Source organism: Actinophytocola sp. (assembly GCF_036402745.1).
Lineage (GTDB): Bacteria > Actinomycetota > Actinomycetes > Mycobacteriales > Pseudonocardiaceae > Actinophytocola.
The window spans coordinates 1-23164 of record NZ_DASWSJ010000197.1; the positions used below are offsets into that span (position 1 = coordinate 1).

The following is a 23164-nucleotide window of genomic DNA, read 5'->3' on the forward strand; positions in this document are numbered from 1 at the left end:
CTGCGCCTGCACCGGGCGGGCCGGCCGGTCTACGCGACCGGGCGGAGCCTGGAGGGCCTGAAGGACCTCGAGGACGAGGGCATCACGACGATGCGCCTCGACGTCACCGACGAGGAGTCGATGACCGCCGTGGTCGACCGGATCACCGAGGAGCACGGCGCGGTCGGGGTCCTCGTCAACAACGCCGCGTACAGCCTCAACGGCACGATCGGCGAGACCCCGCTCGAGCAGGTGCGCCGGCAGTTCGAGACGAACTTCTTCGGCCTGTCGCGGATGACGCAGCTGGTGTTGCCGGGCATGCGTACGCAGCGGTCCGGCCGGATCGTCATGATGTCGTCGATCTTCGGCCTGTTCGCCACCCCCGGCCGCGGTTACTACCAGGCGACCAAGCACGCGCTGGAGGCCATCAGCGACTCGCTGCGGCAGGAGGTGCGGCCCTGGGACATCCAGGTGTCGATCATCGAGCCGTCACCGATCCTGGGCTCCTTCGTCCCGACCACGGTCGGCGACCTGGACCTGGACACCGACAGCGACCTGTACGCCGAATTCTGGGACTACTTCGTCCAGTGGCACGGCGCCTACCGCGAGGTCGACAAGCCCACGGGCCGCGGCCGCACCGCGGTCCGCTCGGCCAAGGTCGCCGAGGTGATCGAGAAGGCGATCACGGCACGCAAGCCGAAGATCCGCTACCGGGTCGGCGTCCCGGTGCGGCTGCTCAAGCCGCAGCGGGCGGTCTTCGGCGACCGGGCATGGGAGGTGTTCCTCACCAAGTTCTTCCCCCAGCCCTGACCCGGGTTCGTCACCCGAAAGCGGCTCCGAACCGGACGGTTCGGAGCCGCTTTCGTTGGTGCCGCTCAGGTTTCGCGGGCCGCTCGAGTTTCGCAGGCGCCCGGGCTTCGCGGGCCGTGTCCTCGCTCAGGCCGCGTTGCGCGTCGGGCCGACGACGGCCGCGCCGCCGCACGGGCCGATGTAGAGGATGCTGAACGAGTCGAGGCAGTTGATCAGCAGCTGGAGCACGAGCCGGTCGGTCACGATGACGAACAGCTGGCTCGGCCGCTGGAAGTCGTCGATGATCCGGTAGGTGCGGAAGAGCGAGCCGTCGGTCATGGCGAACAGGGCCCGGTAGACGACGTCCTTCTCACTCGAGGTGGCGGCTTCCGCCCACGCCCCCAGCACGTCGAGCCCCAACGCGAGGCGAAATCTCGAGCCGGCAGGGTGACCGCCAGGCCCCGCGGGTGGGTTCATGACCGCGCTCCCGGGATCCATAACATCGTTGTGTTATAAGCGAATAGTAGCATGCTTTCGACCGGATCGCCTGCTTCGGCGACCCGGTCGATTGGTTCGGGAAACTACTGAGCGGCAACAACTTCCCGGTTCGCGACCCGGCCGGCCCGACGGTCGGATAACAGACCGGTCCGGTGCAGCCACCCCACCGTGTCGGCGATCGTGCCGGCGACCGGACGGGCGGTGAGACCGCCGGTCGGCGCGCTCTCGCTCACCGCGGTCTCGCAGGCGCAGGTGTAGATCGCGCCGTACTCCGCCGGGATGTGCCACGGCCAGAACCGTTGCACCAGCCCGACGAACGCGCCGAACGGCAGCAGCGCCGCCGCCGGCACGCGCACCGCCGGCAGCCGCCGGCCGGTGACCTCGCGGACCGTCGCCACGTACTCCCGGGTGCGCACGTACCGGCCCGGGCCGAAGTAGCGGCCCGGGCCCTCGCCCGCGACGAGGGCGGCGTGCAACTCCGCCGTGTCGCGGACGTCCCCGAGCGGGAACCCGCCGGTGGGCCAGATCGGCGCCAGACCACGCAACGTGGCCAGGAGCCTGCCGGTCTGGTCACCGATCCTCGGGTCGTGCGGGCCGAGCAGCGCGGGCGGGTACGTGATCGCCACCGGCGCCCCGTCCTCCTGGTACCGGCGGGCGACCCGCTCGGCCGCCGCCTTGCTCGCCAGGTACGGCTCCCGGGCGTCGCCGACCGGCGACGCCGCGTCGAGCGGCCGCTCCTTCGACGGGAACAGCGCGGCCACGCTGGAGACGTACACCGTGCGCCGCACCCCGGCGCGCACCGCGGCCGCCAGCACGTTCTCGGTGCCGGCCGCGTTGGTGCGCACCATGTCCCCGCGACGCCGCGAGTCGAAGCTGTACACCGAGGCGGCGTGCAGCACCGCGTCGGCGCCGGCGACGGCCCGCGAGACCGAGGCCTCGTCGAGCACGTCACCGGAGCGGACCTCGACCGCGTCCGCCGGGACGCCGAGCGGCACCAGCGCGGGCCGCACCGCGGCCTCGTCGCGGGCGAGCACCCGGACGCGATGCCCGGCCCGGACGACGGCCGCCACCGAGTGGGCGCCGACAAAGCCGGTCCCGCCCGTCACACACACCAACATGACGACTCCCGCCGGCTCAGGCGCTGCGCGCGGACCGCTGGTCGAGTGGCTGGAACGAGCCGTCGAGGAACAGCAGCGGCTGACCACCGCCCCGGCTCGCGCTCCGCACGGTGCCGAGGAAGATCGAGTGGTCGCCGCCGGGGTAGACCTCGGTCACCTCGCACTCGAGCCAGGCGAGCGACCCGGCCAGCAGCGGCACGCCCGTGTGCCGGCCGGGGAACCAGTCCACCTGCTCGAACTGCGCCATGCCCTCCGGCCGGCTCTTGTTCGTGAAGTACCGCCCGACACCCTCCTGCTCGGCGCTCAGCACCGACACCCCGAAGCTTCGCGCCCCGAGGATCGCGTCGTGCATCCGAGCGGTGTGGGCCACGCAGCACAGCACCATCGGCGGCTCCAGCGACACGGAGGTGACCGCGTTGGCGGTCATCCCGTGCGCCTTCTCGCCGTGCGCGGTGAGCACGGTGATCCCGGTCGCGAACTGCGCCATCACCGTGCGCAGCACGCTCGGCGTCACCTCCTGCTCATCGGCCGGGCGCAGCATCGACACCGGCGGGGGCACCGCCGCCTCGTGCGGCAGCCGCCGCGGCCCGGTCACCGCCCGTCCCCCGCGGTCGCCGGCTCGACGACGCGGGCGGGCGCTGCCGGGACCGTGGAGTACGGCACGAGCGCGTCACGCAGCGCCGCGGGCACCCGGGTGGGTGCGGTGTTGTTGTTGTCGCCCCGCATGCACGCGATGCGCTGCCGGCCGGTGGCCACCAGGTTCTCGGCCCCGTCGGCGATCTTGACGTAGTCGAAGCTGAACTGGATCTGCGTCTGCGTCAGCTCCTCCAGTCGCATTCGGACGGACAGCAGGTCGAACGCCGTGATCTCGGCGAAGAACTCGCACTCCACCTTCAGCGTGAACAGTTTCAGGTCCTCCCGCAGGTCCGCCAGGACCGCCGGGGCCTTCTCCTTCAGGAACATCTCCCGGCAACGTCCCTGCCACCGCAGGTAGTTCACGTAGTAGACGTTCCCGACCAGGTTGGTCTCCTCGAACCCCACCGTGTGGCGGATCTCGTAGTACGCGGTCATGTGGTCAGTGCTCCTTGTTCGACAGGATGGCGAAGACGACCGGTTCCTGGACGTCGTTGACTGTGGTCACCCAGGTGGCGATGTCGGTGTCGCCGTCCGACAGCAGCACCCATCCCTCCTCGTCGACCCGGTCGAGGGTGAGCGCCTGGGTCGTCACCCCGGCCTTGCGCAGGCACTCGAGGGCGGACCACACCCTCGTCGCGGCCGTCGCGGCGGCGTCGCCCGCCTCGGTGACCACGAGGTCCCGCAACGCGATCCGGTCGCCGCCGAGCAGTCCGGCCCAGTCCTCCTCCGTGCGCTCGGCGACCACCTCGACGTCACACGCGAGGGCGCCCGCGCCGGTGACGACGAGGGTCACCCCGGCGCCGTGCGACGCGGTCACGGTGCCGCCGTCGATCTCCGGACGGCCGTCCGGGCGGTACCGCACGCCGGCCTCCCGGCCCAGTGCCCGGCTCGCGGCCAGCTCGGTCTGCGCGCGCCGGTTGTCCTTGCCGCTCGGCACGCCGGCCGGGTCGGGCTCGACCACGACCGTCCGGGTGCCACCGAGCACGCGCTCGGCGGACCGCTCCAGGTAGGACCCGAGCAGCGACGGCACCCACGGGCCCTCGCCACCGCGCTTGCGCACGGCCCGCAGCGACAGGCCTTCCCAGCGCTCCACCACGACACCGTCGGCCGTCAGCACGTCGACGTCGTAGACGTAGGTGTCGCCGTCCTGCAGGCGTTCCCGCGCGTCCATGACCACGACCTCGGAGTCCTGCTCGGCGGGGTCGGCCAGGTACAGCCGCTCGATGCTCTGCGGCAGCAGCGTGGCGTCGGGGACGCAGCACTGGATCGAGTGCATCACGGCGTCGCGCGTGCCGGGGTCGGCGAGCACCCGCTCCTGGGAGAGGAACGCGGCGAACCACTGCGCCGGCGCGGTCGTGGACAGGTCGGCCACCGCGTGCCGTGCCGCGGCCTTGCGGTAGGACAGCAACCGCTGGAACCGCTTGCCCTGGAACAGAACCCCGCCGTACAGGTCGGCCACCGGGTCGACGGGCACCGCGGGCAGAACGCTCCGGATCGCCTCGGCCGCGTCGGGCGCCGACGGCACCTCGGGCCGGGGGAAGCGCAGCTGTGCCCGGAAGTGGTCGGCGCTGAACCCGGTCTCCTCGCTGCGGATGGCCACCGACACGGTGCCGGCGCCACGCGCGAGCGCGGCCAGCCGGACCGTCGTCGACTCACCCGGCCGCACCACGATCGGCCGGAGGAACTCGACGTCCTCCAGCACCGGCACGCCTGCCTCGCCACCGACCGCCGTGGCGACCTGCGCCATGGCCTCCATGCCCAGCACCGCCGGGAAGAGCTGGTCGCCCTCCAGCAGGTGGTCGGCGAGGTACGGGTCGCTGCCGGCGGCCAGGTCGGCCTCGGTCACCAGCTCGACACCCGGGTAGTGCACGAGGATCCGGTCGAGGAACCGCGTCAGCGGCAGCTCGCTGGTGTCCAGTCGCAGGGTCGGCAGACCGGCCGCACGACCGCTCACCACCAGGACGGGCCCGGCGGACGGGTCGGCGAGCACCCTGCGCAGCACGGCGATCCCGTCCTCGGTGGAGATCGGGGTGATGCCGTCGCGCATCAGTGCCTCGACCACACCGAGTCGCTCGCCCATGCCGGCGCCCGACCACACCGACCACTCGAGCGCGAGGGCTCGGGCGTTCGGGTGCTCGCGCTGGAACCGCACGGTCAGCTCGGTCATCCGGTCGTTGGCGGTGGCGTAGTGCGCCTCGCCACGCAGCCCGGCCCGGCCGATGATGCTGCCGAAGGTGACCAGCAGCTTGACGTCGTCCTCGCCGACGGCGTCGAGCACCGCGCGCAGACCGTCGATCTTCGGGGCGAGCGTCTTGTGGAAGTCGGCCTCCGACAGGTTCGACAGCGCGCCCGGCTCGTTGCGGCCGGCGCCGTGCAGCACGGCGGTCACCGTGCCCAGCTCGGCGGAGAACCGCTCGACCGCGGCCGCGACCTGCTCCGGCGAGGTGACGTCGGCACGCTCGTAGCGCACCTCGACGCCGGCCGCCGCCATCCTGGCCAGGTTGGTCGACACCTCCTCGTCGGTGACCGGGTCGGCCCGGCCGAGCAGCGCGAGCTTCGCGCCCGAGTCCTGCGCCATGACCAGCGCGCACTCGGCCGTGATGCCCTTGGCGCCACCGGTCACGAGCAGCACGTCGGCGGCGGTCAGCCGGGTCGGGTCGGCCTCGGCCGGCGGGGACTCCGCCAGCGCGCGCAGGATCGGCACGGTCCGCTCGCCGTCGGCGGTGTAGCGGACCTCGCTGTACCCGACGGTGCCGGCGACCTCGGCGACCACCCTGGTCACCGCGGCGTCGACGTCGTCCGGCCCGGCCGGCGCCACGTCGGCGAGGTCGACCACGGTCGTCGGCACGCCGGGGTGCTCGAGGTGGAGCGTCCTGGCGAGCCCGGAGGCGCCCAGGTCCTGTTGCACCACCACGAAACGCGTGCCGTCGGCGGCGGTGACCGCCTGCTGGCCCGCCTTCAGCGCGAGGTCCACGTGCGCCTCGCCGTCCCGCGGCAGGCACAGCAGCACGCCGTTCCCGACTCCGGCCTCGACCAGCGCGGCACGCAGCCGCTCGGCCAGCGGGTGACCGGCGGGCGCGTACAGCTCCCACTCGCCGGAGGAGCCGCCGTGGATGCCGAGCCCGGAGTGGGGCTCCGGCAGGTAGTCCACCGAGAACGGCCGCACCCACGGCGCGAAGCCCGCGACGTCGGCCGGCCGGGCCGCGCCGTCCTGCGCGGTCTCGTCCAGGTCGTCGATCAGGTCGGCGATGTCGCCGAGCGTCACGATCGCGTAGTTCGTGGTGGCCGCGAGCGCCGGCCTGCCGAGCTCACGGGTGGCCTCGTTGATGAGCTGGCCGACGGTGATCGAGCTCAGGTGCAGGTCGTCGAGCGGATGGGTGGTCCCGGAGATCGTCTCGATCGGCAGTTCCACCCGGTCGGCGGCGAGCCTGCGCAGCACGTCCAGGGTCGCGGTCTCCTCGCCGCCGCTCCCGGCGTCCGCGGCAGCCGCGACCGGCGCCGGGGCGGCGTCCACCGCGAGGTCCGCGGCGATGTCCGGCGCGGTCTCGCACGGGCTCTCCAGGAACTTCGGGTCGGCGTCCTCCGCCATCGGCCGCACCACGCGGTCGCCGAACAGCGCGGACGGGTCCACCGCGACACCGAGCGCGTAGGCCGCGCCGGCCGCGGTGAGCAGCGAGGTCAGCGACGGGCTGTCGGTGTCCAGCGCCAGCACCAGCTTGTCCGGCGCCGCCTGGCTGACGAGCCCGGACAGCACCCGCCCCGGCCCGACCTCCAGCACCAGGTCCGCGTTCTCGACGGCCTTCGCGGCGGCCTCCTGGAAGCGCACCGGCCGGACCACCTGGTCCATCAGCAGTGCGCGGAGGTCGGTGCGCGGGTCGAGCTGCTCGCCGGTGACCGTGGAGACCACCGGGCGCTGCGGCGTGTCGAACCGGAACCCGGCGAACCGGTTGGCCAGCTCGACCGCGGCCGGCCGCACCAGCGGCGAGTGGAACGCGTGCGACACGTTGAGCCGGGTCGCGGTCAGGCCGCGGGCCCGCGCGTCGGCGCAGACCCGGTCGACGTCCGCGGACGGGCCCGCGACGACGGTCTGCGCCGGGCCGTTGTACCCGGCGATCACGACCTCGCGGCCGCCCACGAGCGCCTCGACGGCCTCGGGGTCGGCGGCCACGCTCGCCATGGCACCGCCCGTCTCGCTCGCCCGTGCCATCACCTGTCCGCGCATGGCGGCCAGCCGCAGCACGTCGTCGCTGCTCATGGCGCCCGCCCAGGACAGGGCGGTCAGCTCGCCGAGGCTGTGGCCCACGGCCACGTCCGCCTCGATGCCCAGCGACCGCAGCACCCGCAGGCCGGCCACCGAGCCGGCCACGATGCGGGGCTGGGCCACCTCGGTCGCCACGGCGTCGCCGCCGTCCGGCACCGCCTCGGCGCGGAAGACCTCGCCCGCCTCGGCGAACCGGCGGCGGATCGCGCCGACCGCGTCCCGGCTGGTGCCCTGACCGGGGAAGAGGTAGGCGATGCGGGGCGCCGTCGTCCAGTGGCTCAGGAAGACGCCGTCGGCCTGCGCGTGCAGCTCGGTGCGCCCCGCCGTCAGCTCGTCGACCACGCGGCCGAGCTTGCGCGCGGCGTCGGTGGGGTTGCCGGCGACGACCGCGGCGCGGTAGCGCCCGCCGGTCTGCTGGGCGGCGAGCCCGGCGGCGATGTCGGCGAGCTCGGCGAAGGACAGCTTCTCGACCAGGCCGGCCAGGTTCGCCGCGCGGTCCCGCAGCTCGTCGGGCGTGTGCCCGTCGAGCAGCAGCAGGTCGGCGTCCTGGCGGCCGGCCACCAGCGCACGCGTCCTGGCCGGCACCTCGGCGCGCCGGGTGCGGCCGGGGGCCTCCTCGATCGCGATGTGGGAGTTGATGCCGCCGAAACCCATGGCGGACACCCCGGCCCGCACCGGCGCCTGGGCGGGCCACAGCTCGGGCTCGGCCGGCACGTACATCGTCGCGTCGGCGGCGGTCAGCTTCGGGTGCGGGTCGTAGTGGCCGGTGGCCGGCGGGATGACCTGGTTGTGCACCGCGAGGGTGGCCTTGATCAGCCCGGCGACCCCCGCGGCCGCCTTGGTGTGCCCGAAGTTGCCCTTGACCGTGCTCAGCGCCGCGGGCGGCGCGGTCGGGTCGGCGAGGCGCCGGGCGCTCGAGAGTGCCTCGATCTCGGTCTCGTCGCCGACCGCGGTGCCGGTGCCGTGCCCCTCGAAGTAGGACACGGTCTCCACGCCGTAGCCGGCGCGGTCGTAGGCCCGGGTGAGCGCGAGGCGGTGCCCCGCGGCCTCCGGGCGGGTGATGCCGCCCTTGCCGTCCGACGAGATGCCCCAGCCGGTGACCGACGCGTAGATGCGCCTGCCGGTGGCGAGCGCGTCGGCCTCGCGCATCAGCACGACGATGCCGCAGCCCTCACCCGGCCAGAAACCGTTGGAGTCCTTGTCGTAGACCTTCATCTCCTTGGTCGCGAGGGCGCCGGTCTTGGCGAAGCCGATCACCTCGAACGGGTCGATCGACAGGTCCACCCCGCCGGCGAGCGCCACGTCCATCTCGCCGTCGACGAGCGCCTTCGCCGCCGTGGCGACGCCGAGCAGCGACGACGAGCACGCGCCGTCGACGGTGAACCCGCCGCCGGCCAGGTCGAAGTAGTTGCAGATCCGGCCGGCGATCGTGTTGGCGAGGCCGCCCGCGAGCGTGTCCTCGTTGATCGCCGGGAAAGGCGCCTTGTACCGGGGTTCCAGCTCGCGCAGGAACGCGCCGGTGTCCTCGTCGCTCCAGCCCTTCTCCGCCAGCGCGGCGGCCAGCGTGCGCCGCACGTACGGCCAGCGCAGGCGCATCAGGTTCGCGCGGGAGAACTCACCGGTGAGGCTGTTGCCCAGCACCACCCCGGTGCCCGTCCTGGGCAGCCCCTCGCCGTTGGGGAACCCCGCGTCGGCCAGCGCCGTCGCGGCGGTGTCCAGGGCGAGCCAGTGCGTGAGGTCGGTCGACCGGTAGGTGCTACCGGCGATCTTGTACTTCACCCGGTCGAACTCGAAGTCCTTGAGGACCGCGGCCCGACTGGCGTAGTGACGGTCGGGCGCGTGCGGGTCCTCAGACCAGTAATCGGCCTCGTTCATCCGCTCATCGGGAAAGCGCCGAAACGCCCTCCGCCCCGCGAGCACATTCTCCCAAAGCTCCTCCGGAGAAGTCGCGTCCGGGTACCGGAGTCCGATACCAACAATGGCGATCCGCTCGTTGCTCACATTCACCATCCAACGGCCAGACAAACACCACGATGCCGGCCCGTGCGGGCCCGACACACCATGCCGACTTTTGGTCAAGAGTGCAGCAGCCAGGCAGCCCCTGCCTACTTCCGTTATGCGGTACGGTGTCCGACCCGCCCAGCGACGAGGGGGCGACGACCGGGCGCCAGGTCCGCCACTCCGAACATGCGGTGTCCCGCCCACTCGACGAAGGCGCGAGAACCACCAGCATTACAGGAGATTCCAGCCATTACCGGCGGTCCTATCCTGTGGGGACAACACAGGTGAAATGAGTTGACTCATGAGAGCTGAAATAAACGTGCTCGGCACCCTGGAGGTTGCTTTCAACGACGTCTGCGTGGTACCCACGGCCAGGAAGACTCGTCAGCTACTGGCGATTCTCGCGATCAACGCCGGCAGCGTGGTGCATACCTCTACGATCATGGAGGAGCTGTGGGGAACGAGAATGCCGCGCAGTGCCGCCGGCACGCTGCAGACCTATGTCCTGCACGTTCGCAGGCTGATCCGCCGCGCCCTTCCCGCGGACCAGGCCGACGCCTCCCACGAGATCCTGGCGACCAGCCACACCGGCTACACGCTGCGGGTCGAGCCGGAGTCGGTCGACGCCGTCCGCTATGCCCGGTTGTCGGCGATGGGCCGCACGGCCGAGCGGGCCGGTGACCACGCACGGGCGGACCAGCTGCTCGACGCGGCGCTCGCGCTGTGGCGTGGACCGGTGCTCGTGGACGTGAACATCGGGCCACAGCTGGAGATCGAGACGATGAGCCTCGCGGAGAGCAGGCTCACCGACATCGCGCTGCGCATCGACGCCGGACTCGTCCTCGGCCGGCACCACCAGCTGCTCGGCGAGCTCGCCGCCCTGTGCGCGCGGCACCCCTACATCGAGCACTTCCACGCCCAGCACATGCTCGCGCTCTACCGGTCGGGCCGCCCGGGTCAGGCTCTCGAGGCCTACCAAGGACTCTCGACGACCATGCACGAGCAGTTCGGCGTCGACCCCTCTCCCCGCCTCCGCCAGCTGCACCACGCGTTGCTCGTCGGGGACGAACAGCTCGACGACCCCAGGTTCATGGTCAACGACCCGACGCCGGACGCGATCGCCGGCTGAGGCAGGTGTCAACACCGAAGGAGAGATCATGGCACAACTCGAGACCCGTCCCTCCGAACCGGCCGGTCCGGCGCAGGCGGCCCCGGGCCCGCTGGCGTACGGCCCACCGCCACGCCGCAGGACGCGGGTCGTGGTGCTGAGCGCGATCGCGGGCTTCGTGCTCACCGTGATCTGGTCGGCGTCCTTCGTGGACAGTGCGATCGGTGACTCCGTGGCGAACACGCTGCTCGGCCACGACGCCAAGGGGACCGCGATCGCCGGCGTCGGCAGCGGGGTCGTGTTCGCCTTCGTCTCCGGGCTCGCCGGCACCTTCACCGCGTGCAACATCGCCGTGTTCGGCACGATGGCGCCGCTCGTCGGCGGCGCCGGCGGCACGTGGAGCCGGTTACGCGCGGCGGTGCGGCCGATCCTGTGGCTCGCCGCCGGCATGATCGTGGTGTCCGCGGTCTACGGCGCCGTCGTCGGGTTGGTCGGCACCGGCATGCCGCAGTTCGACACCGCGGAGAACGTGCCGGGCGCGCTGTCCGGCCGGATGGTCCAGGCGATGGTGGTGTTCGGTCTGATCGGGCTCGCCATGACCTACCTCGGCCTGGCGGCGCTGCGCCTGGTGCGCGACCCGTTCGCGCGGCTGTCGACGCGCTTTCCCAACGCCCACCTGGTGTTCTTCGGCATGCTGGTCGGCGCGTTCCTGATCGGCCGGCCGTTCCCCTTGTTCCGCATGCTGTTCCGCGACGCGGCGGAGTCCGGCAACCCGCTCTACGGGGCGGGCGCGTTCGTGCTGCAGTCCATCGGCAACATCATCGTGCTGGCCCTGCTGGTGCTGCTCAGCACGCTGGTGGCGGGCGGCGCGGTGCGGCGCTGGCTCGTCGCGAAGCCACACCGGCTCACGGTGCTCACCGGGTCCGCGTTGCTCGTCGTCGGCGTCTTCACCGTGCTGTACTGGGATGTCCGGCTGCTCGCCATGCGCGAGATCCTGCCGTGGTACCCGGTCGCACCCTGGGTGTGACGCCCGCGGCGGTGACCGGGTACCGAGAGCACGGGTGACCGGTCAGGCCGCGGTACGCAGCGGCTGGTCGAGCTGAGCGAGCAGGGGCGGTGGGTCGAAGATCCGCCGCCCCTGCAGCCGCAGGTCGACACCGAGGACCGGGACGTCGCGCCGGACGGTCACCGGGCCGTACGCCGCCAGGCAGTCCGACTCGGGATCGGACTGGTCGTAGCCCGTCTCGACGGAGTGCGCCTGGACGAACCAGCTGCCCTCCGGCACGTCCTCGAGCACGAAGGCGCCCGCGCCACGCAGGATCGTGTGGCGGATCGGGAGGCCCTGCGCGATCCGGTCCCGGAACACGCCGACCAGCACGTGCTCGGGCCCGCGCGACTCGGGGTCCGAGACGTGGCCGCGCACCACGGTGCCGCGCACACCCGAGCGTGGCGCCACGTCGTCGAGCGGCGCCACGTAGCCGCGGTACTGCCGGTACTCGGTCGGCGAGACGCCGACGCTGGCGCGGAACCGCGAGCTGAACGTGCCGATGCTGTTGTAGCCGACCACGTGGCTGATGTCGGCGACGGTCATGGAGCTGGTCAGCAGCAACCGCTTGGCCTCCTGCAACCGCAGCGCGGACAGGAACCGGCCCGGCGAGATCCCGGTGACCCGCTGGAATATCCGAGTGAAATGGAACTTGCTGAACATGGCGGTGCGCGCCATGTCGTCGATTGTGATCACATCGCCCAAATTTTCGCGCATCGCGCGTATGACACGCTCGACTGCGCTCTCGATAACGTTGTCCATCAGTTCACACCACTTGGAGTAGTAATCAGCTCGCAGGTCGGATGGGCCCAAGGTAAGGTCGCCCGGGTTGCCGCGACCAGCTCGGTCCGTTTTCGCTCGATTTCCGGACTAGCGGGGGCTCAACGGCGTTCGAAGAATCGCGGGGTTCTCCTGGTCGAGCAAGGACCGCCCGGACAGGATCGCCTGGTGCAGGTTGCGCACCTGCGGCGAGGGCTCCACCCCGAGCTCGTTGGCCATGTCGGCGCGCAGCCTGCGGTACGCCTCGAGCGCCTGGCTGCGCCTGCCGCACCGGTACAGCGCGACCATGTGCTGGGTGCAGAAGTTCTCCATCAGCGGGTGGCGCGCGCACAGCGCGGCGAGCTCGCCGAGGAGCTGGTGGTGGCGGCCGAGCTTCAGGTCGGCCTCGATGCGCAGGTACAGGTCCCCCAGCCGGTTCTCCTCCAGCCGCACGGCCTCGACGCCGAGCAGCGGGCCGGCCGGCAGGTCGGCGAACGCCGGGCCGCGCCAGAGCCGTAACGCGTCCGCGAGCAGGCGCGACGCGGCGGCGTGGTCGCCCTCGTTGACGGCCTGCCGGCCGGCGGAGGACAGCCGGTCGTAGCGCGTCGCGTCGACGTCGCCGGGCTCGACGGCCAGCACGTAGCCGGGCCGGCGCGTGATCAGGATGTCCTTCGAGCAGGTGTCGCTGCGATCGGCGAGCGCGTGCTCCAACATCCCCCGCAGCTTCAGGATGTAGGTCTGGAGGGTCTGCACGCCGCTGCGCGGTGGCCGGGAGCCCCAGATCTCGTCGCACAGCGCCCGGACGGTCACCAGGTGGCCCGCGTTCAGGGCGAGCACGGCCAGCACCTGGCTGGGCTTGCTGGCGGTGGGAACGATCGAGATGCCGTCTACGGAGACCTCCAGAGGCCCTAGAACCCCAATCTCGACTTGCATGTCACTTCTCGTTTCTCGATATTGGTCCGTCCTACGCCCCTTCGTCACCCGGGCGCCCGGCGTTCGTGTCGGCGCCGCTGACTCTTCACGCCTGGTCTTAGCAGGGCCTATCCGTCGCTTATCGGCGGGCGATAGGGCAACCTGCCGGTCGACGCACACTGGAAGAACTCCGCCACCGCTTTGATCCGTAGGATGGCCGTATCAACCGGAAATGACGAGGCCGAATGCGTCGCGTGGGAATTGCGCGCGTGCGGAGAATTCTCCCGGGAGGCAACTGATGGCGGATTCCTCGGTGGACCGTGCGGTCCGCCGGCTTGCCCGTGGGGGAATCGTGGTCGTCGTCGACGACGAGGACCGGGAGAACGAGGGCGACCTGATCGTGGCCGCCGAGCACGCCACCCCGGAGACCGTGGCGTTCTTCCTGGCGCACACCTCGGGTTTCCTGTGCACGGCGATCACCGAGGAGCGGGCGACCGAGCTCGGGCTGGACCTGATGGTCGAGAAGAACACCGAGAGCCTCCGCACCGCGTTCCTCGTCAGCGTCGACTACCGGCACGGCACGACGACCGGGATCAGCGCGGGCGACCGCGCCGCGACCGCCGTCGCGCTGGCGGACGCGTCGACCACGCCGGAGGACCTCGCGCGGCCGGGCCACATGATGCCGCTGCGTGCCGTGGCGGGCGGGGTGCTCAAGCGGGCCGGGCACACCGAGGCCGGCGTCGAGCTGTGCCGCCTCGCCGGGCTCGCGCCGGCCGCGCTGCTGTGCGAGCTCGTGAACGCGGACCGCACCGGCATGATGCGCCGCCCCGAGATCGAGCGTTTCGCACAGGAGCACGACCTGCCCGTGGTCACGATCGCCGAGCTGATCGAGCACCGCCGCTCGATCGCCGACCTCGTCGAGCGGGCAGCCGACGCCGACGTGCCCACGCCCCTCGGCACGTTCCGCGCCGTCGCCTACCGGTCGACCACCGACGGCGAGGAGTACCTCGCGATGGTGCTGGGCAACGTCGCCGACGGCGAGGACGTGCTGGTGCGCGTGCACAGCGAGTGCCTCACCGGGGACCTGTTCGCGTCCCTGCGGTGCGACTGCGGCCCGCAGCTCGACCTCGCCATGCGGCGCATCGCCGAGGCGGGCCGGGGCGTCGTCGTCTACCTGCGCGGCCAGGAGGGCCGGGGCATCGGGCTGGCGCACAAGCTGCGCGCGTACCGCCTCCAGCAGGAACAGCACCTCGACACGGTGGACGCGAACCTGCGCCTCGGCCTGCCCGTCGACAGCCGCGAGTACGGCGTCGGCGCGCACATCCTGCGCGACCTCGGAGTGCGCAGGGTCCAGCTGATGACCAACAACCCGGCCAAGTACCGCGGCCTGCACGGCTACGGCATCGACATCGTCGGCCGGGTCGCGCTGGAGACCGAACCGTCGCCGCACAACGTCGCCTATCTCTCCGCGAAGCGGGCCAGGATGGGACACCTGCTCAACTCCCCGAGGGTCGTCGCAGGCTTCTGACCTGCGCCGGCTGGCCTCGCTATCGCCAGGCGATAGCGGACGTTGAAGCACCTGGAACCAGCTCGAAAGCGGGTGGTCGTTGACTGTCCTCACGCAGTTCGAACCACCCGAGATCGTCGGATCACCAGTGAGGACGGGACAGATGTCGATCAACCGCCGGTTCACCGCTCCCCCGCTCGGACTCGGCGACAGCGACTGGCCGCCCGCCCCAACCCCGGCCCAGGTCAGCGCGCGGCGCTAACCGGTGCCGCCGTTCTCCCCGGCCGAACCGCCGCTGAGCAACGCCGTCCGCAACGCCTCCAGCTCCGCCTTCAGCCGCATGGCCTCCGCCGACTCGACGCTGTCGAGCAGGTCTCCGACCTGCTCGACATCTTGGCGCGCCTCCCGCATCCGCCCGAGCGCGTGGTTGACGTCGGACAGCAGGATCAGGCACTTCGCGAGCCACAGCGTGGCGCCGAGCTCCCCGAACACCGCGCGGGCCTCGGTCGCGTGCGCCTCGCCGGTGTCCGTGTCGCCGCGGGCCAGGGAGATCTCGGCGAGCCCGAGCAGCGCCTGCCCCTCGATCATGCGCTCGCCCGCGAGCCTGGCCAGCGACAACGCGTGCTGCAAGGTGTTTTCGGCGTTGTCCAGCCGGCCGGTGCGCTGGCGGACGATGCCGAGCCGGTACAGCGCGTGGGCCTCGCCGATGCGGTCGCCGATGTCCCGCACGATCAGGAGCACCCGGTTCAGCGCCTGGTGCGCCTGGTCGACGCGGTTGACGTGCAGGTGCAGCTCGGCGAACCGGATCAGCACCTGCGCCTCGCCGCGCACGTAGCCGACCTCCTCGCAGCGGGTCAACGCGGTCCGCAGCAGCTCGGTGGCGCCCTCGACGTCGCTCTCGTCGAGCCGCACCTTGGCCAGGTTGCGCAGGATGTGCGCCTCGCCGACCTTGTCGCCGGCGACGCGCATCTTCTCCAGTGCCTCGCGGTAGATCGCCGCCATGGCGGTCTCGCGGCTCCGCAGCCCCTCGACCGTCGCCATGTTGCGCAGCACCAGCGCGCAGCCGTGCTCGTCACCGACCGCGCGGAACATCGCCAGCGCGGTGCGGAAGCGCTCGTCCGCCTCGGCGATCCGCCGCTGGAACAGCCGCATCGTGCCGAGCGTGTAGTGCATGGCCGCCTCGCCGCGGCGGTTGCCGGCCGCCCTGGTGGCGTCGAGCGCGTGCCCCGCGGCGTCCTCCCAGTCGTCGAAGTACCCCTTGACCTCGAACAACGTCACCGAGGTGAGCGCGAGGTCCCAGCACAGCTCGTCGAGCCCCTGCTCGCCGGCGAGGTGCACGGCGGCCACGAGGCCCCTGCGCTCGCTCTCGAGCCACGCGATGGGGTCCTCGACCGCCGCGCCGCCGTCGGTGGGCCGCCAGCGCGTCGCCTCGCCGTGCAGGATCGTGTAGTCCCCGCCGTACTCCGCCCGGTGCGCCTCCTCGGCACGCGCGAGCCAGGCGCCGAGCAGCCGCCGCACGGCGGCCGCGCGCTCCCCGTCCTCGTCCGCGAGGCGTTCGGCGGCGTACACGCGGATCAGGTCGTGGAAGCGGTAGCGCAGCCGCTCGCCGGGATACCGGACGATGTCCAGCAACTGCGCCTCGACCAGGAGCTCCAGCATCTCGTCGGCCTCGTGGCGGTCGGTGTCCAGCAGCGGCGCCGCCGTCCAGTCCGGGAAGTCTGCGGTCGGGGTCAGCGCGAACAGCCGGAACAGTCGCCGCGCCTGCGCCGGCAGCGCCCGGTAGCCGACGTCGATGCTGGAGCGCACCTCGAGCCCGTGGTAGGACAGCTCGTCGAGCCGCCGCGGCTGGTGGCGCAGCCGCGCGACCAGGCGGTCGAGCGGCCACTTGGGGCGGGAGCCCAGCCGCGCGCCCGCGACCCTGATCGCGAGCGGCAGCCGGCCGCACAGGTCGACGAGCTCGATCGCGCTGTCGCGTTCGGCCCGTACCCGGTTCTCCCCGATGATGTTGCCGAGCATCGCCAGCGACATGTCGAGGTCGAGCACGTCGATGTGGATCTGGTAGGCGCCGGGCAGGCCGGCCATCGGGGTCCGGCTGGTGACGAGCACCGCGGCCCCGGCGCCGGCGGGCAGCAGCGGCAGGATCTGGTCCTCGTCCCGCGCGCCGTCGAGCACGACGAGCACCCGGCTGCCGGCGAGCCTGCTGCGGTAGAGGTCCGCGCGTTCGGCCTGGTCATCGGGGATCGCCGTGCCGTCGACACCGAGCGCGCGCAGGAAGCGGGCGAGCAGCGCCCTGGCGCGGTCCTCGCCGTTGGGCACCTCGAGGTCGCCGTAGAGGTGGCCGTCCGGGTAGGCGCCCCGCAGCTCGTGCGCCGCCCGGATGGCCAGCGCCGACTTGCCCACCCCGGCCTTGCCGGAGATCGCGACGATGCGGGTGCCGAACCGGGCGGTGGCCGGGCCGGCGTCGTCGGCGAGGACCTGCCTGATCTCGACGAGCTGGGCCTCGCGGCCGGTGAAGTCGGCGATGCTGACCGGTAACCGGCGGGGCACGACGTTCAGTGGTCCCGCGATCTTGGGCGGCGGCGCGCCCGCCTGCGGCTTGGTCACGACCGGCCGGAGCTCGAGGCCCGGGTCGTGGTTGAGGATCGCGGCCTCGAGCCGCTTGAGCCAGTCTCCCGGCTCGATGCCCAGCTCCTCGATCAGCGTGGCGCGCACGCGCCGGCAGGTCGCCAGTGCCTCCGCCTGCCGGCCGGACCGGTACAACGCCAGCGCGAGGTACTCGTACAGCCGCTCGCTCAGCGGGTGCGCCTCGACCAGCGCGGCGAGCTCGCCGACGACCTCCTCGTGGCGGCCGAACTCGAGGTCGAGCCGGATGCGCTCCATGAGCGCGGCTATCCGTTCCGCCTCCAGCCAGGTCGCTTCCCGGACCGCGACGTCGCTCGGCACGCTGGCGAGCGCGGGCCCGCGCCACAGCGCCAGCGCCCTGCGCAGGGTCGCGACGGCCTCGGACCGCCGGTCGGCGCGGACGTGCGTGCGGGCCGCCTCGACGAGCTCGGTGAACTCGGCGATGTCCAGCTCCTCGGGGGGGATCTCGAGCAGGTAGCCGGGCGCGCGCGTCCTGATCGTCGCGTGCGCGCCCGCGTCGCCGAGCACCTTGCGCAGTCCCGACACGCAGATCTGCACCTGCGCGCGGGCCGTGACGGGCGGCTCGGTGTTCCACACCGCGTCGATCAGCGCCTCGATGGGGGTGACCCGGTTCGCGTTGAGACCGAGCACGGCCAGGACGATCTGCTGACGGGCGCCGCCGAGGTCCACCACCTCGCCGTTCGCGGAGTACTCCAATGGGCCCAAGAGCCGTAGACCCATTCAGCCTCTCCCACCGTCAGTCGCCCACGCGAGGAGAACCGCAGTATCGCGCCCTCGACTCCCTCGACCAAGATGAATCATTTTCTCATGGCCTACCCCCGAGACGAATGCGCAAAACGACCAATATCGTACGCAATGGCGAATGGGAAACGACATTGTCGGGCGGCCCCGGACGGAAATCACGGGGCGGCACCGGAGTTTCCGGTACCGCCCCGTGGGTCACTCGTTCGGACTAGGCCGACCGCGCCACGTCCTCACGTGGAGTGGCGACCTGCAACGGTGTGACCGAGGCGGCCGGCGCGTCCTGCCCGGCCTCCGCCCGCTGCTTGGCGATGTTCATGATGTGCAGCGACCAGTGGAACAGGCCGCGGATCAGGCACACGATCGCGGTGGCGAAGAACAGCCCGTACGCGATGTGGGCCATCACCAGGAAGCCGTACACCACCGCGATGCCGGCCCCGAACGCGAACTGCGGCAGCGGCTTGGACGGCGACGTGCCGGGGTCGGTGACCATGTAGTTCGTGTACAGGACGAAGGCGACACCCGTGCCCATCGCCAGCGCGGCCGGGATGGACGTGTCGAACAGCCAGCCACGCACGAAGGCCTGGAGGACGAAGAACGACAGCCATCCCGCGATCAACCACATCCTGCCGGTGAGCATCGAGTTCAGCACCGTGCCGGAGATCATGATGATCGCGACGATCAGCCAGCTGATCCAGTCGTTGACGTGCTCGGTGAAGTGGTACGGCGGAGCGATGCTGATCCACGCCGGGAACAGCACGAGCAGCATCGCGAGCCCGAAGTTCGACGGGTTCATGTAGTGCCGCATCCTGCCCCTGACCGGTGCGCGCAGGACCCACTTCGCGCTGACGGCGATCACCACGCCGAACAGCATCACCCAGATCCGGTCGTTGGTGTAGATCAGCATGTTCAACGCGAGCGCGGTGATGTGCGCCGGGTAGAGGAACTCGACCATGCCCCGGACGCCGTTGCCGGCGAACCTCGGTGCCCTGCCCTCGACCCGTGCGCCGACGATCTCCAGCGTGATCTCGGTGAAGTAGGCGACGGCCAGCGCGGCGAACGGCCACGACCACGGCTGCTCGAACCCGAGCACGGTGTAACCGATGATGTTGAAGATCGTGATCGAGATGGCGAACCTGCGTAGCGCGGTGATGACCTTCGGGTCATGCCGCGGGCCCGCCGCCGCCGTTTTCTGCTCTGCCACTTCCTCACCTCTCCTTGGCGTTGCTGCTGAGTCCGAAGCGGTGCCAGCCGGGCGTCAATCGCAGTTCCTGCTGGTGCTTCTGGCCGTCGCGGTCACGCCACTCGAGCTTGACGTCGACGGGCCCGGTCACGTTCTGGCCCAGTCCGATGTGTACCTCGTGGCTGCGCTTGCCGGAGTGGCCACTGCCGCCGTCCACGCGACCCACGTGCTTGCGACCGTCCGGCGTGGTCACGGTGACCTGCGCGCCGATGGCCGGCGAGCCCGGCGCCGGTGCGGCGCCCTCGGTCTGGCCGTCGAGCGTCAGCCGGAGGCCGAGGAACGAACCCTGTGAGGGGCTCTTGTTCTCGTAGAAGACGGGCTCGGCGTACTGGCGGGCGACCGCGAAGTCGAGCAGGCCGTCGCCGTTCGCGTCACCGGTCGCGATGCCGCGGGTCGGCACCGGGATGGCCAGGCCGAGCAGCGGCGCCAGGTCGGCGTACTGACCGTCGGGGCCCTTGGCGAAGAAGTGCAGCGTCTGGTTGCCGCCGATGTCGTCGCCCTTCCTGGCGTTCGGCCAGAAGTAGGGGTTCGGCACGAGCGCGTCGTTGGAGGTGGCCAGCTCCTGCAGCTGCGGCCAGCGGTTGACCTCGCCCTTGACGAAGCCGGTCGCCTGCGCGATCACCGACTGGCCGCTGTTGTTGAAGTCGTCGATCTTGACGTCCCAGCCCCAACCGGACCACGCGGTGTTCGTCTCCCCGCTGACGTCCTTCCACGGCGCCTCACCGGTCGCCATCTTGTCGCGGAGCTCGCTCTTGTCCTTGGCCGTGTTCATGAACTGGAAGTTGCTCTCCTGGATGCCCCACGGCGTGGTGATGTTGCTGACGAACATGTCGTACATGCCGTCGCCGTCCAGGTCGCCGAAGTCCACGCCCATGCCCTTGAACGAGTCGTTGCCGACACGCTTGGACTTCGGGACACCCGGCGTGCGAACGCCCTTCACCTCGGCGAACTCGATGTGCCCCGGCCTGGACTTGTTGTACAGCAGCCGGTCCACGCCGAAGTCGTTCGCGATGTACAGCTCCGGCAACAGGTCGCCGTCCAGGTCGGTCGCGCTGGCGCCCAGCGACCAGCCGTGGGTGGCGGCACCCGGCAGCGCGCCCTTCGCCTCCTGGAAGTGCACGGTCGAGGCCGAGGCGCCGGTGAAGCGGAGGATGTACTTCTCGCCGCTGTTGAGCGCGTGCGACATCGAGTGGTTCATCGTGACGCCACCACTCTTGGTGTCGTCCAGCACCGGCCCGTCCGGGAAGTAGTTGCCGATGAAGATGTCCTGGTGGCCGTCACCGTCGAAGTCGCCGACGGTCGCGGCGTTGGTGTTCCACTGTGGACCGGTGTAGCGGCCGTTCTTCGAGTTGGCGCCGGGCACCAGCTCGGCCGCCTGGTAGGCGTCCGCCGTCAGCTTGGTCGCGTCGGCCTTGGCCAGGTAGATGATCGGGGTGCGGCCCCACATGTAGACCAGGAGGTCCATGCGGCCGTCCTCGTTGTAGTCCCCGGGGACGCAGCCCATCGGCGCCATGACGTCGTTCATGGGCAGGTCCGACTTCAGCGCGAACGGCGCGTAGCGGTCACCCCCCTTGCCCGGCGTCGGGGTGATCACGACCTGGTCCGTGCGGGTGTCGACCAGGCAGAGGTCGTTCGACAGCCCGTCGCCGTCCAGGTCGTTCATCGCGACGGCCGCGCCGACCGACGAGACCCACGCCGCGATGTTCTTGTAGTCCTTGTTGACCTTGCGGATCGTCTGCTGCTTGTCGGCCGCGGGGAGCGCGATGGTCCGCGGGTTGAACGAGTACTTGCTCGCCATCTGCTCCTGGTCGGCCGCGGACACCGTCGGGAGCGACACCACGAAGTATCCCAGGACGATTGCCACGACAGCGATAACTCCGGGCAACTGCCGGCGCAGCCAGCCCAATGTTGATTTCATCTGTTGAACCTCCGAAGGGAACATGTCGTCAGCACTGCACCGACGGCCCGAACACATGGCGGTACACCACGGCTCGAATTCCGCAAAACAATAGAGCCCGGACCTCCAGAATTCTGACAAGCCGGGCTTCGACAGCTCCACTCCATGCGTGCGCTACGCAGCGCGGCAATTTCCAAGAGCAGTGCTTCGCACGCGAAAGGAGCACTCGCGCATACGGCACTCGGCCGGTTGACACCGGCGGAGCGGTACCTGAACGTTGGTCACGAAGATCAGGCGCGCACGAGCGCCGCGACGAATCGCCACCAGGGTGTGTCCGCGACGCTGCGCACGCCAGGAGATGCGGGTGCGCGTGCGCCGACAAGAGGATGGCATCGGGCTAGTGCTCCGTGAGGAGGAATCGGCAATGACCACTTCAGTCGCGGCTCGCCGCTGGCTGGGCCCGGACGGGCTGCTCAACACCCGCTACCACAAGACCGCGTTGATGATCTACGCGGTGATCGTGCTCGCGCACTGGGCCGAGCACGTCGCACAGGCGATACAGGTCTACGTCCTGCACTGGCCGCGCCCGGCCGCGGGCGGCCTGCTCGGGCTGGCGTACCCGGTGCTGGTGAAGTCGGAATGGCTGCACTACGGCTACGCGATCACCATGATGATCGCGTTCATCGTGTTGCGGCACGGGTTCACCGGCAGCGCGCGCACGTGGTGGAACACGGCCATGTGGATCCAGATCTGGCACCACTTCGAGCACCTGCTGCTGCTGGTGCAGGCCATGACCGGCGCGTACCTGCTCGGCGCCGCCGTGCCGACCAGCATCGCCCAGCTGGTCTTCCCCCGCATCGAGCTGCACCTGTTCTACAACACGATCGTCTTCATCCCGATGGTCGTGGCTATCGTGAAGCACCTGCGGCCCACGCCCGCGGACCAGGCTCTGATGAAGTGCACGTGTGCCACGTTCGCGCCGGCCACCGCCGGCGCCGCGGCAACGAGCTGAGACCGTGCACGACCATGGTTCCGTCGGCATCTCGATAGGCCCGACGGCGCTGCGGGTCCTGTTGCTGGCGGCGGTCATGGTGGTGGCCGCGTTCACGATGCTGCGTGGGTTCACCGGTCCGCCGGCACACCGCACCGCGGTGTGGGTGTGGAGTGCCGCCTCCGCGGTGGTGGTCGCGGAGTTGTTGCTGTCCGGTGGTCTCGACCTGCCGCAACGCGTGATCCCGTTGGTGCTCGCGGCCACCGGCGCGCCGGCCTACGTGATCTTCAACCGGGACCCTCGGTTCGCGTGGATACGGGGTGCGCTGCGCACGTTCGCGCCCTGGCTGTGCGCGGCGGCGGCCACGCTCGCGGCGACGGAGTTCGCGCGGGCGTGGCTCTCCGCGCCCGGCGACACGCGGATCACGTTGCTGCACACCGGTGTGCACCTCGCCGGCATGGCGGTGAGCTGGCTGGTGATCAGCCGGCCACGCACTCGGCGGGCCGCCGTCGGCCTGTACACCACGACCGCGGTGCTGGCGATACTGGTGCTCGCGGGCGCGGCGTACTCGACCGGACTCAGACCGGCCCGGGAAACCACGGCGGCCCCCGTTTCGGACCTGGCGAACACCGTCGTCTGTGCCGAACGATCTGCCAGATTCCGCGTGCCGCCGCCGATCGGTGGCGAGGTGGTGAGTTTCGCTGGTACCGGTATGCCGGTCGGATGAGTCTCCGGGCCGGTCGGTCCCTCGACCGGCTCCCGCCCCGCCGGCTCGTCCTGCGCGACGACCTCGTCGGCCTGGGCACTCATACGGCCGCTCCGGACGACTCGGCAGGGGACAGCCCCAGGCCACCCGAACGGCCCGTCGAGCACACGCGCGGCCCCGGCCGCCGGACCGCGGTCAGGTGGCGGCGCGCGTGACGGGCAGCACGACCTCGTCGACGGTGCGGCGTACGAACGCGCCGTCCACCGGCTCGCCGAGCATCAGCGTGCGGAAGAACACGAGCGCCGGTCCCAGGTACCAGATCGTCTCCAG

At 71.2% G+C, this 23164-nt stretch carries 16 protein-coding genes; 6 read left to right on the top strand and 10 right to left on the bottom strand.

Annotation, left to right across the window (positions count from 1 at the left end):
• A partial coding sequence (locus tag VGD70_RS18915) for an SDR family oxidoreductase (protein WP_331083063.1) occupies positions 1-789 on the top strand: 789 nt, incomplete at its 5' end.
• A 126-nt stretch (positions 790-915) separates the two neighbouring features.
• Here the strand turns inward: VGD70_RS18915 and VGD70_RS18920 are convergent.
• From VGD70_RS18920 to VGD70_RS18940, 5 genes are all read right to left on the bottom strand, one after another.
• Positions 916-1245, bottom strand: coding sequence for a DUF6235 family protein (locus VGD70_RS18920; protein ID WP_331083065.1), 330 nt, complete (start codon positions 1243-1245; stop codon positions 916-918).
• A 104-nt stretch (positions 1246-1349) separates the two neighbouring features.
• Complete coding sequence (locus tag VGD70_RS18925; RefSeq protein WP_331083067.1) at positions 1350-2384, bottom strand: NAD-dependent epimerase/dehydratase family protein; 1035 nt, start codon at positions 2382-2384, stop codon at positions 1350-1352.
• Positions 2385-2400: 16 nt separating this feature from the next.
• Complete coding sequence (locus tag VGD70_RS18930) at positions 2401-2925, bottom strand: flavin reductase family protein (protein ID WP_331083093.1); 525 nt, start codon at positions 2923-2925, stop codon at positions 2401-2403.
• 50 nt (positions 2926-2975) lie between these two features.
• On the bottom strand, positions 2976-3455 hold the full coding sequence (locus VGD70_RS18935) for an acyl-CoA thioesterase (RefSeq protein ID WP_331083069.1): 480 nt from the start codon (positions 3453-3455) through the stop codon (positions 2976-2978).
• A gap of 4 nt (positions 3456-3459) precedes the next feature.
• Positions 3460-9282: a type I polyketide synthase gene (locus tag VGD70_RS18940; RefSeq protein WP_331083071.1), complete on the bottom strand. Its 5823-nt coding sequence runs from the start codon at positions 9280-9282 to the stop codon at positions 3460-3462.
• Between the two features lie 301 nt (positions 9283-9583).
• Between VGD70_RS18940 and VGD70_RS18945 the strand changes: the two genes are divergently transcribed.
• Positions 9584-10411, top strand: a complete 828-nt coding sequence (locus tag VGD70_RS18945) for an AfsR/SARP family transcriptional regulator (RefSeq protein WP_331083073.1) — start codon at positions 9584-9586, stop codon at positions 10409-10411.
• A 28-nt stretch (positions 10412-10439) separates the two neighbouring features.
• Complete coding sequence (locus VGD70_RS18950) at positions 10440-11417, top strand: hypothetical protein (RefSeq protein WP_331083075.1); 978 nt, start codon at positions 10440-10442, stop codon at positions 11415-11417.
• Positions 11418-11459: 42 nt separating this feature from the next.
• On the opposite strand, the gene VGD70_RS18955 is transcribed toward VGD70_RS18950, so the two are convergent.
• Together VGD70_RS18955 and VGD70_RS18960 are read right to left on the bottom strand one after the other, a co-directional pair.
• The gene (locus VGD70_RS18955; protein ID WP_331083077.1) at positions 11460-12197 is read right to left on the bottom strand and encodes an AraC family transcriptional regulator; all 738 of its coding nucleotides are present in this window, start codon (positions 12195-12197) and stop codon (positions 11460-11462) included.
• A gap of 108 nt (positions 12198-12305) precedes the next feature.
• Positions 12306-13127: an AfsR/SARP family transcriptional regulator gene (locus tag VGD70_RS18960; RefSeq protein WP_331083078.1), complete on the bottom strand. Its 822-nt coding sequence runs from the start codon at positions 13125-13127 to the stop codon at positions 12306-12308.
• Between the two features lie 277 nt (positions 13128-13404).
• Here VGD70_RS18960 and VGD70_RS18965 point away from each other — a divergent pair, with 277 nt between their 5' ends.
• The gene (locus VGD70_RS18965) at positions 13405-14634 is read left to right on the top strand and encodes a bifunctional 3,4-dihydroxy-2-butanone-4-phosphate synthase/GTP cyclohydrolase II (RefSeq protein ID WP_331083080.1); all 1230 of its coding nucleotides are present in this window, start codon (positions 13405-13407) and stop codon (positions 14632-14634) included.
• A 237-nt stretch (positions 14635-14871) separates the two neighbouring features.
• Here the strand turns inward: VGD70_RS18965 and VGD70_RS18970 are convergent, their stop codons facing one another.
• The 3 genes from VGD70_RS18970 to VGD70_RS18980 all read right to left on the bottom strand — a co-directional run bounded on the left by VGD70_RS18970 (position 14872) and on the right by VGD70_RS18980 (position 21158).
• The gene (locus VGD70_RS18970) at positions 14872-17976 is read right to left on the bottom strand and encodes an AfsR/SARP family transcriptional regulator (RefSeq protein WP_331083082.1); all 3105 of its coding nucleotides are present in this window, start codon (positions 17974-17976) and stop codon (positions 14872-14874) included.
• 232 nt (positions 17977-18208) lie between these two features.
• Positions 18209-19201: an enediyne biosynthesis protein gene (locus VGD70_RS18975; RefSeq protein ID WP_331083084.1), complete on the bottom strand. Its 993-nt coding sequence runs from the start codon at positions 19199-19201 to the stop codon at positions 18209-18211.
• A gap of 4 nt (positions 19202-19205) precedes the next feature.
• Positions 19206-21158, bottom strand: coding sequence for a CRTAC1 family protein (locus VGD70_RS18980; RefSeq protein ID WP_331083086.1), 1953 nt, complete (start codon positions 21156-21158; stop codon positions 19206-19208).
• A gap of 403 nt (positions 21159-21561) precedes the next feature.
• On the opposite strand from VGD70_RS18980, the gene VGD70_RS18985 reads away from it, so the two are divergent.
• Complete coding sequence (locus VGD70_RS18985) at positions 21562-22149, top strand: hypothetical protein (protein ID WP_331083088.1); 588 nt, start codon at positions 21562-21564, stop codon at positions 22147-22149.
• 4 nt (positions 22150-22153) lie between these two features.
• Entirely contained in the window at positions 22154-22855 is a 702-nt protein-coding gene (locus tag VGD70_RS18990; RefSeq protein WP_331083091.1) for a DUF6239 family natural product biosynthesis protein, read from the top strand.
• Positions 22856-23164 lie beyond the last annotated feature (309 nt).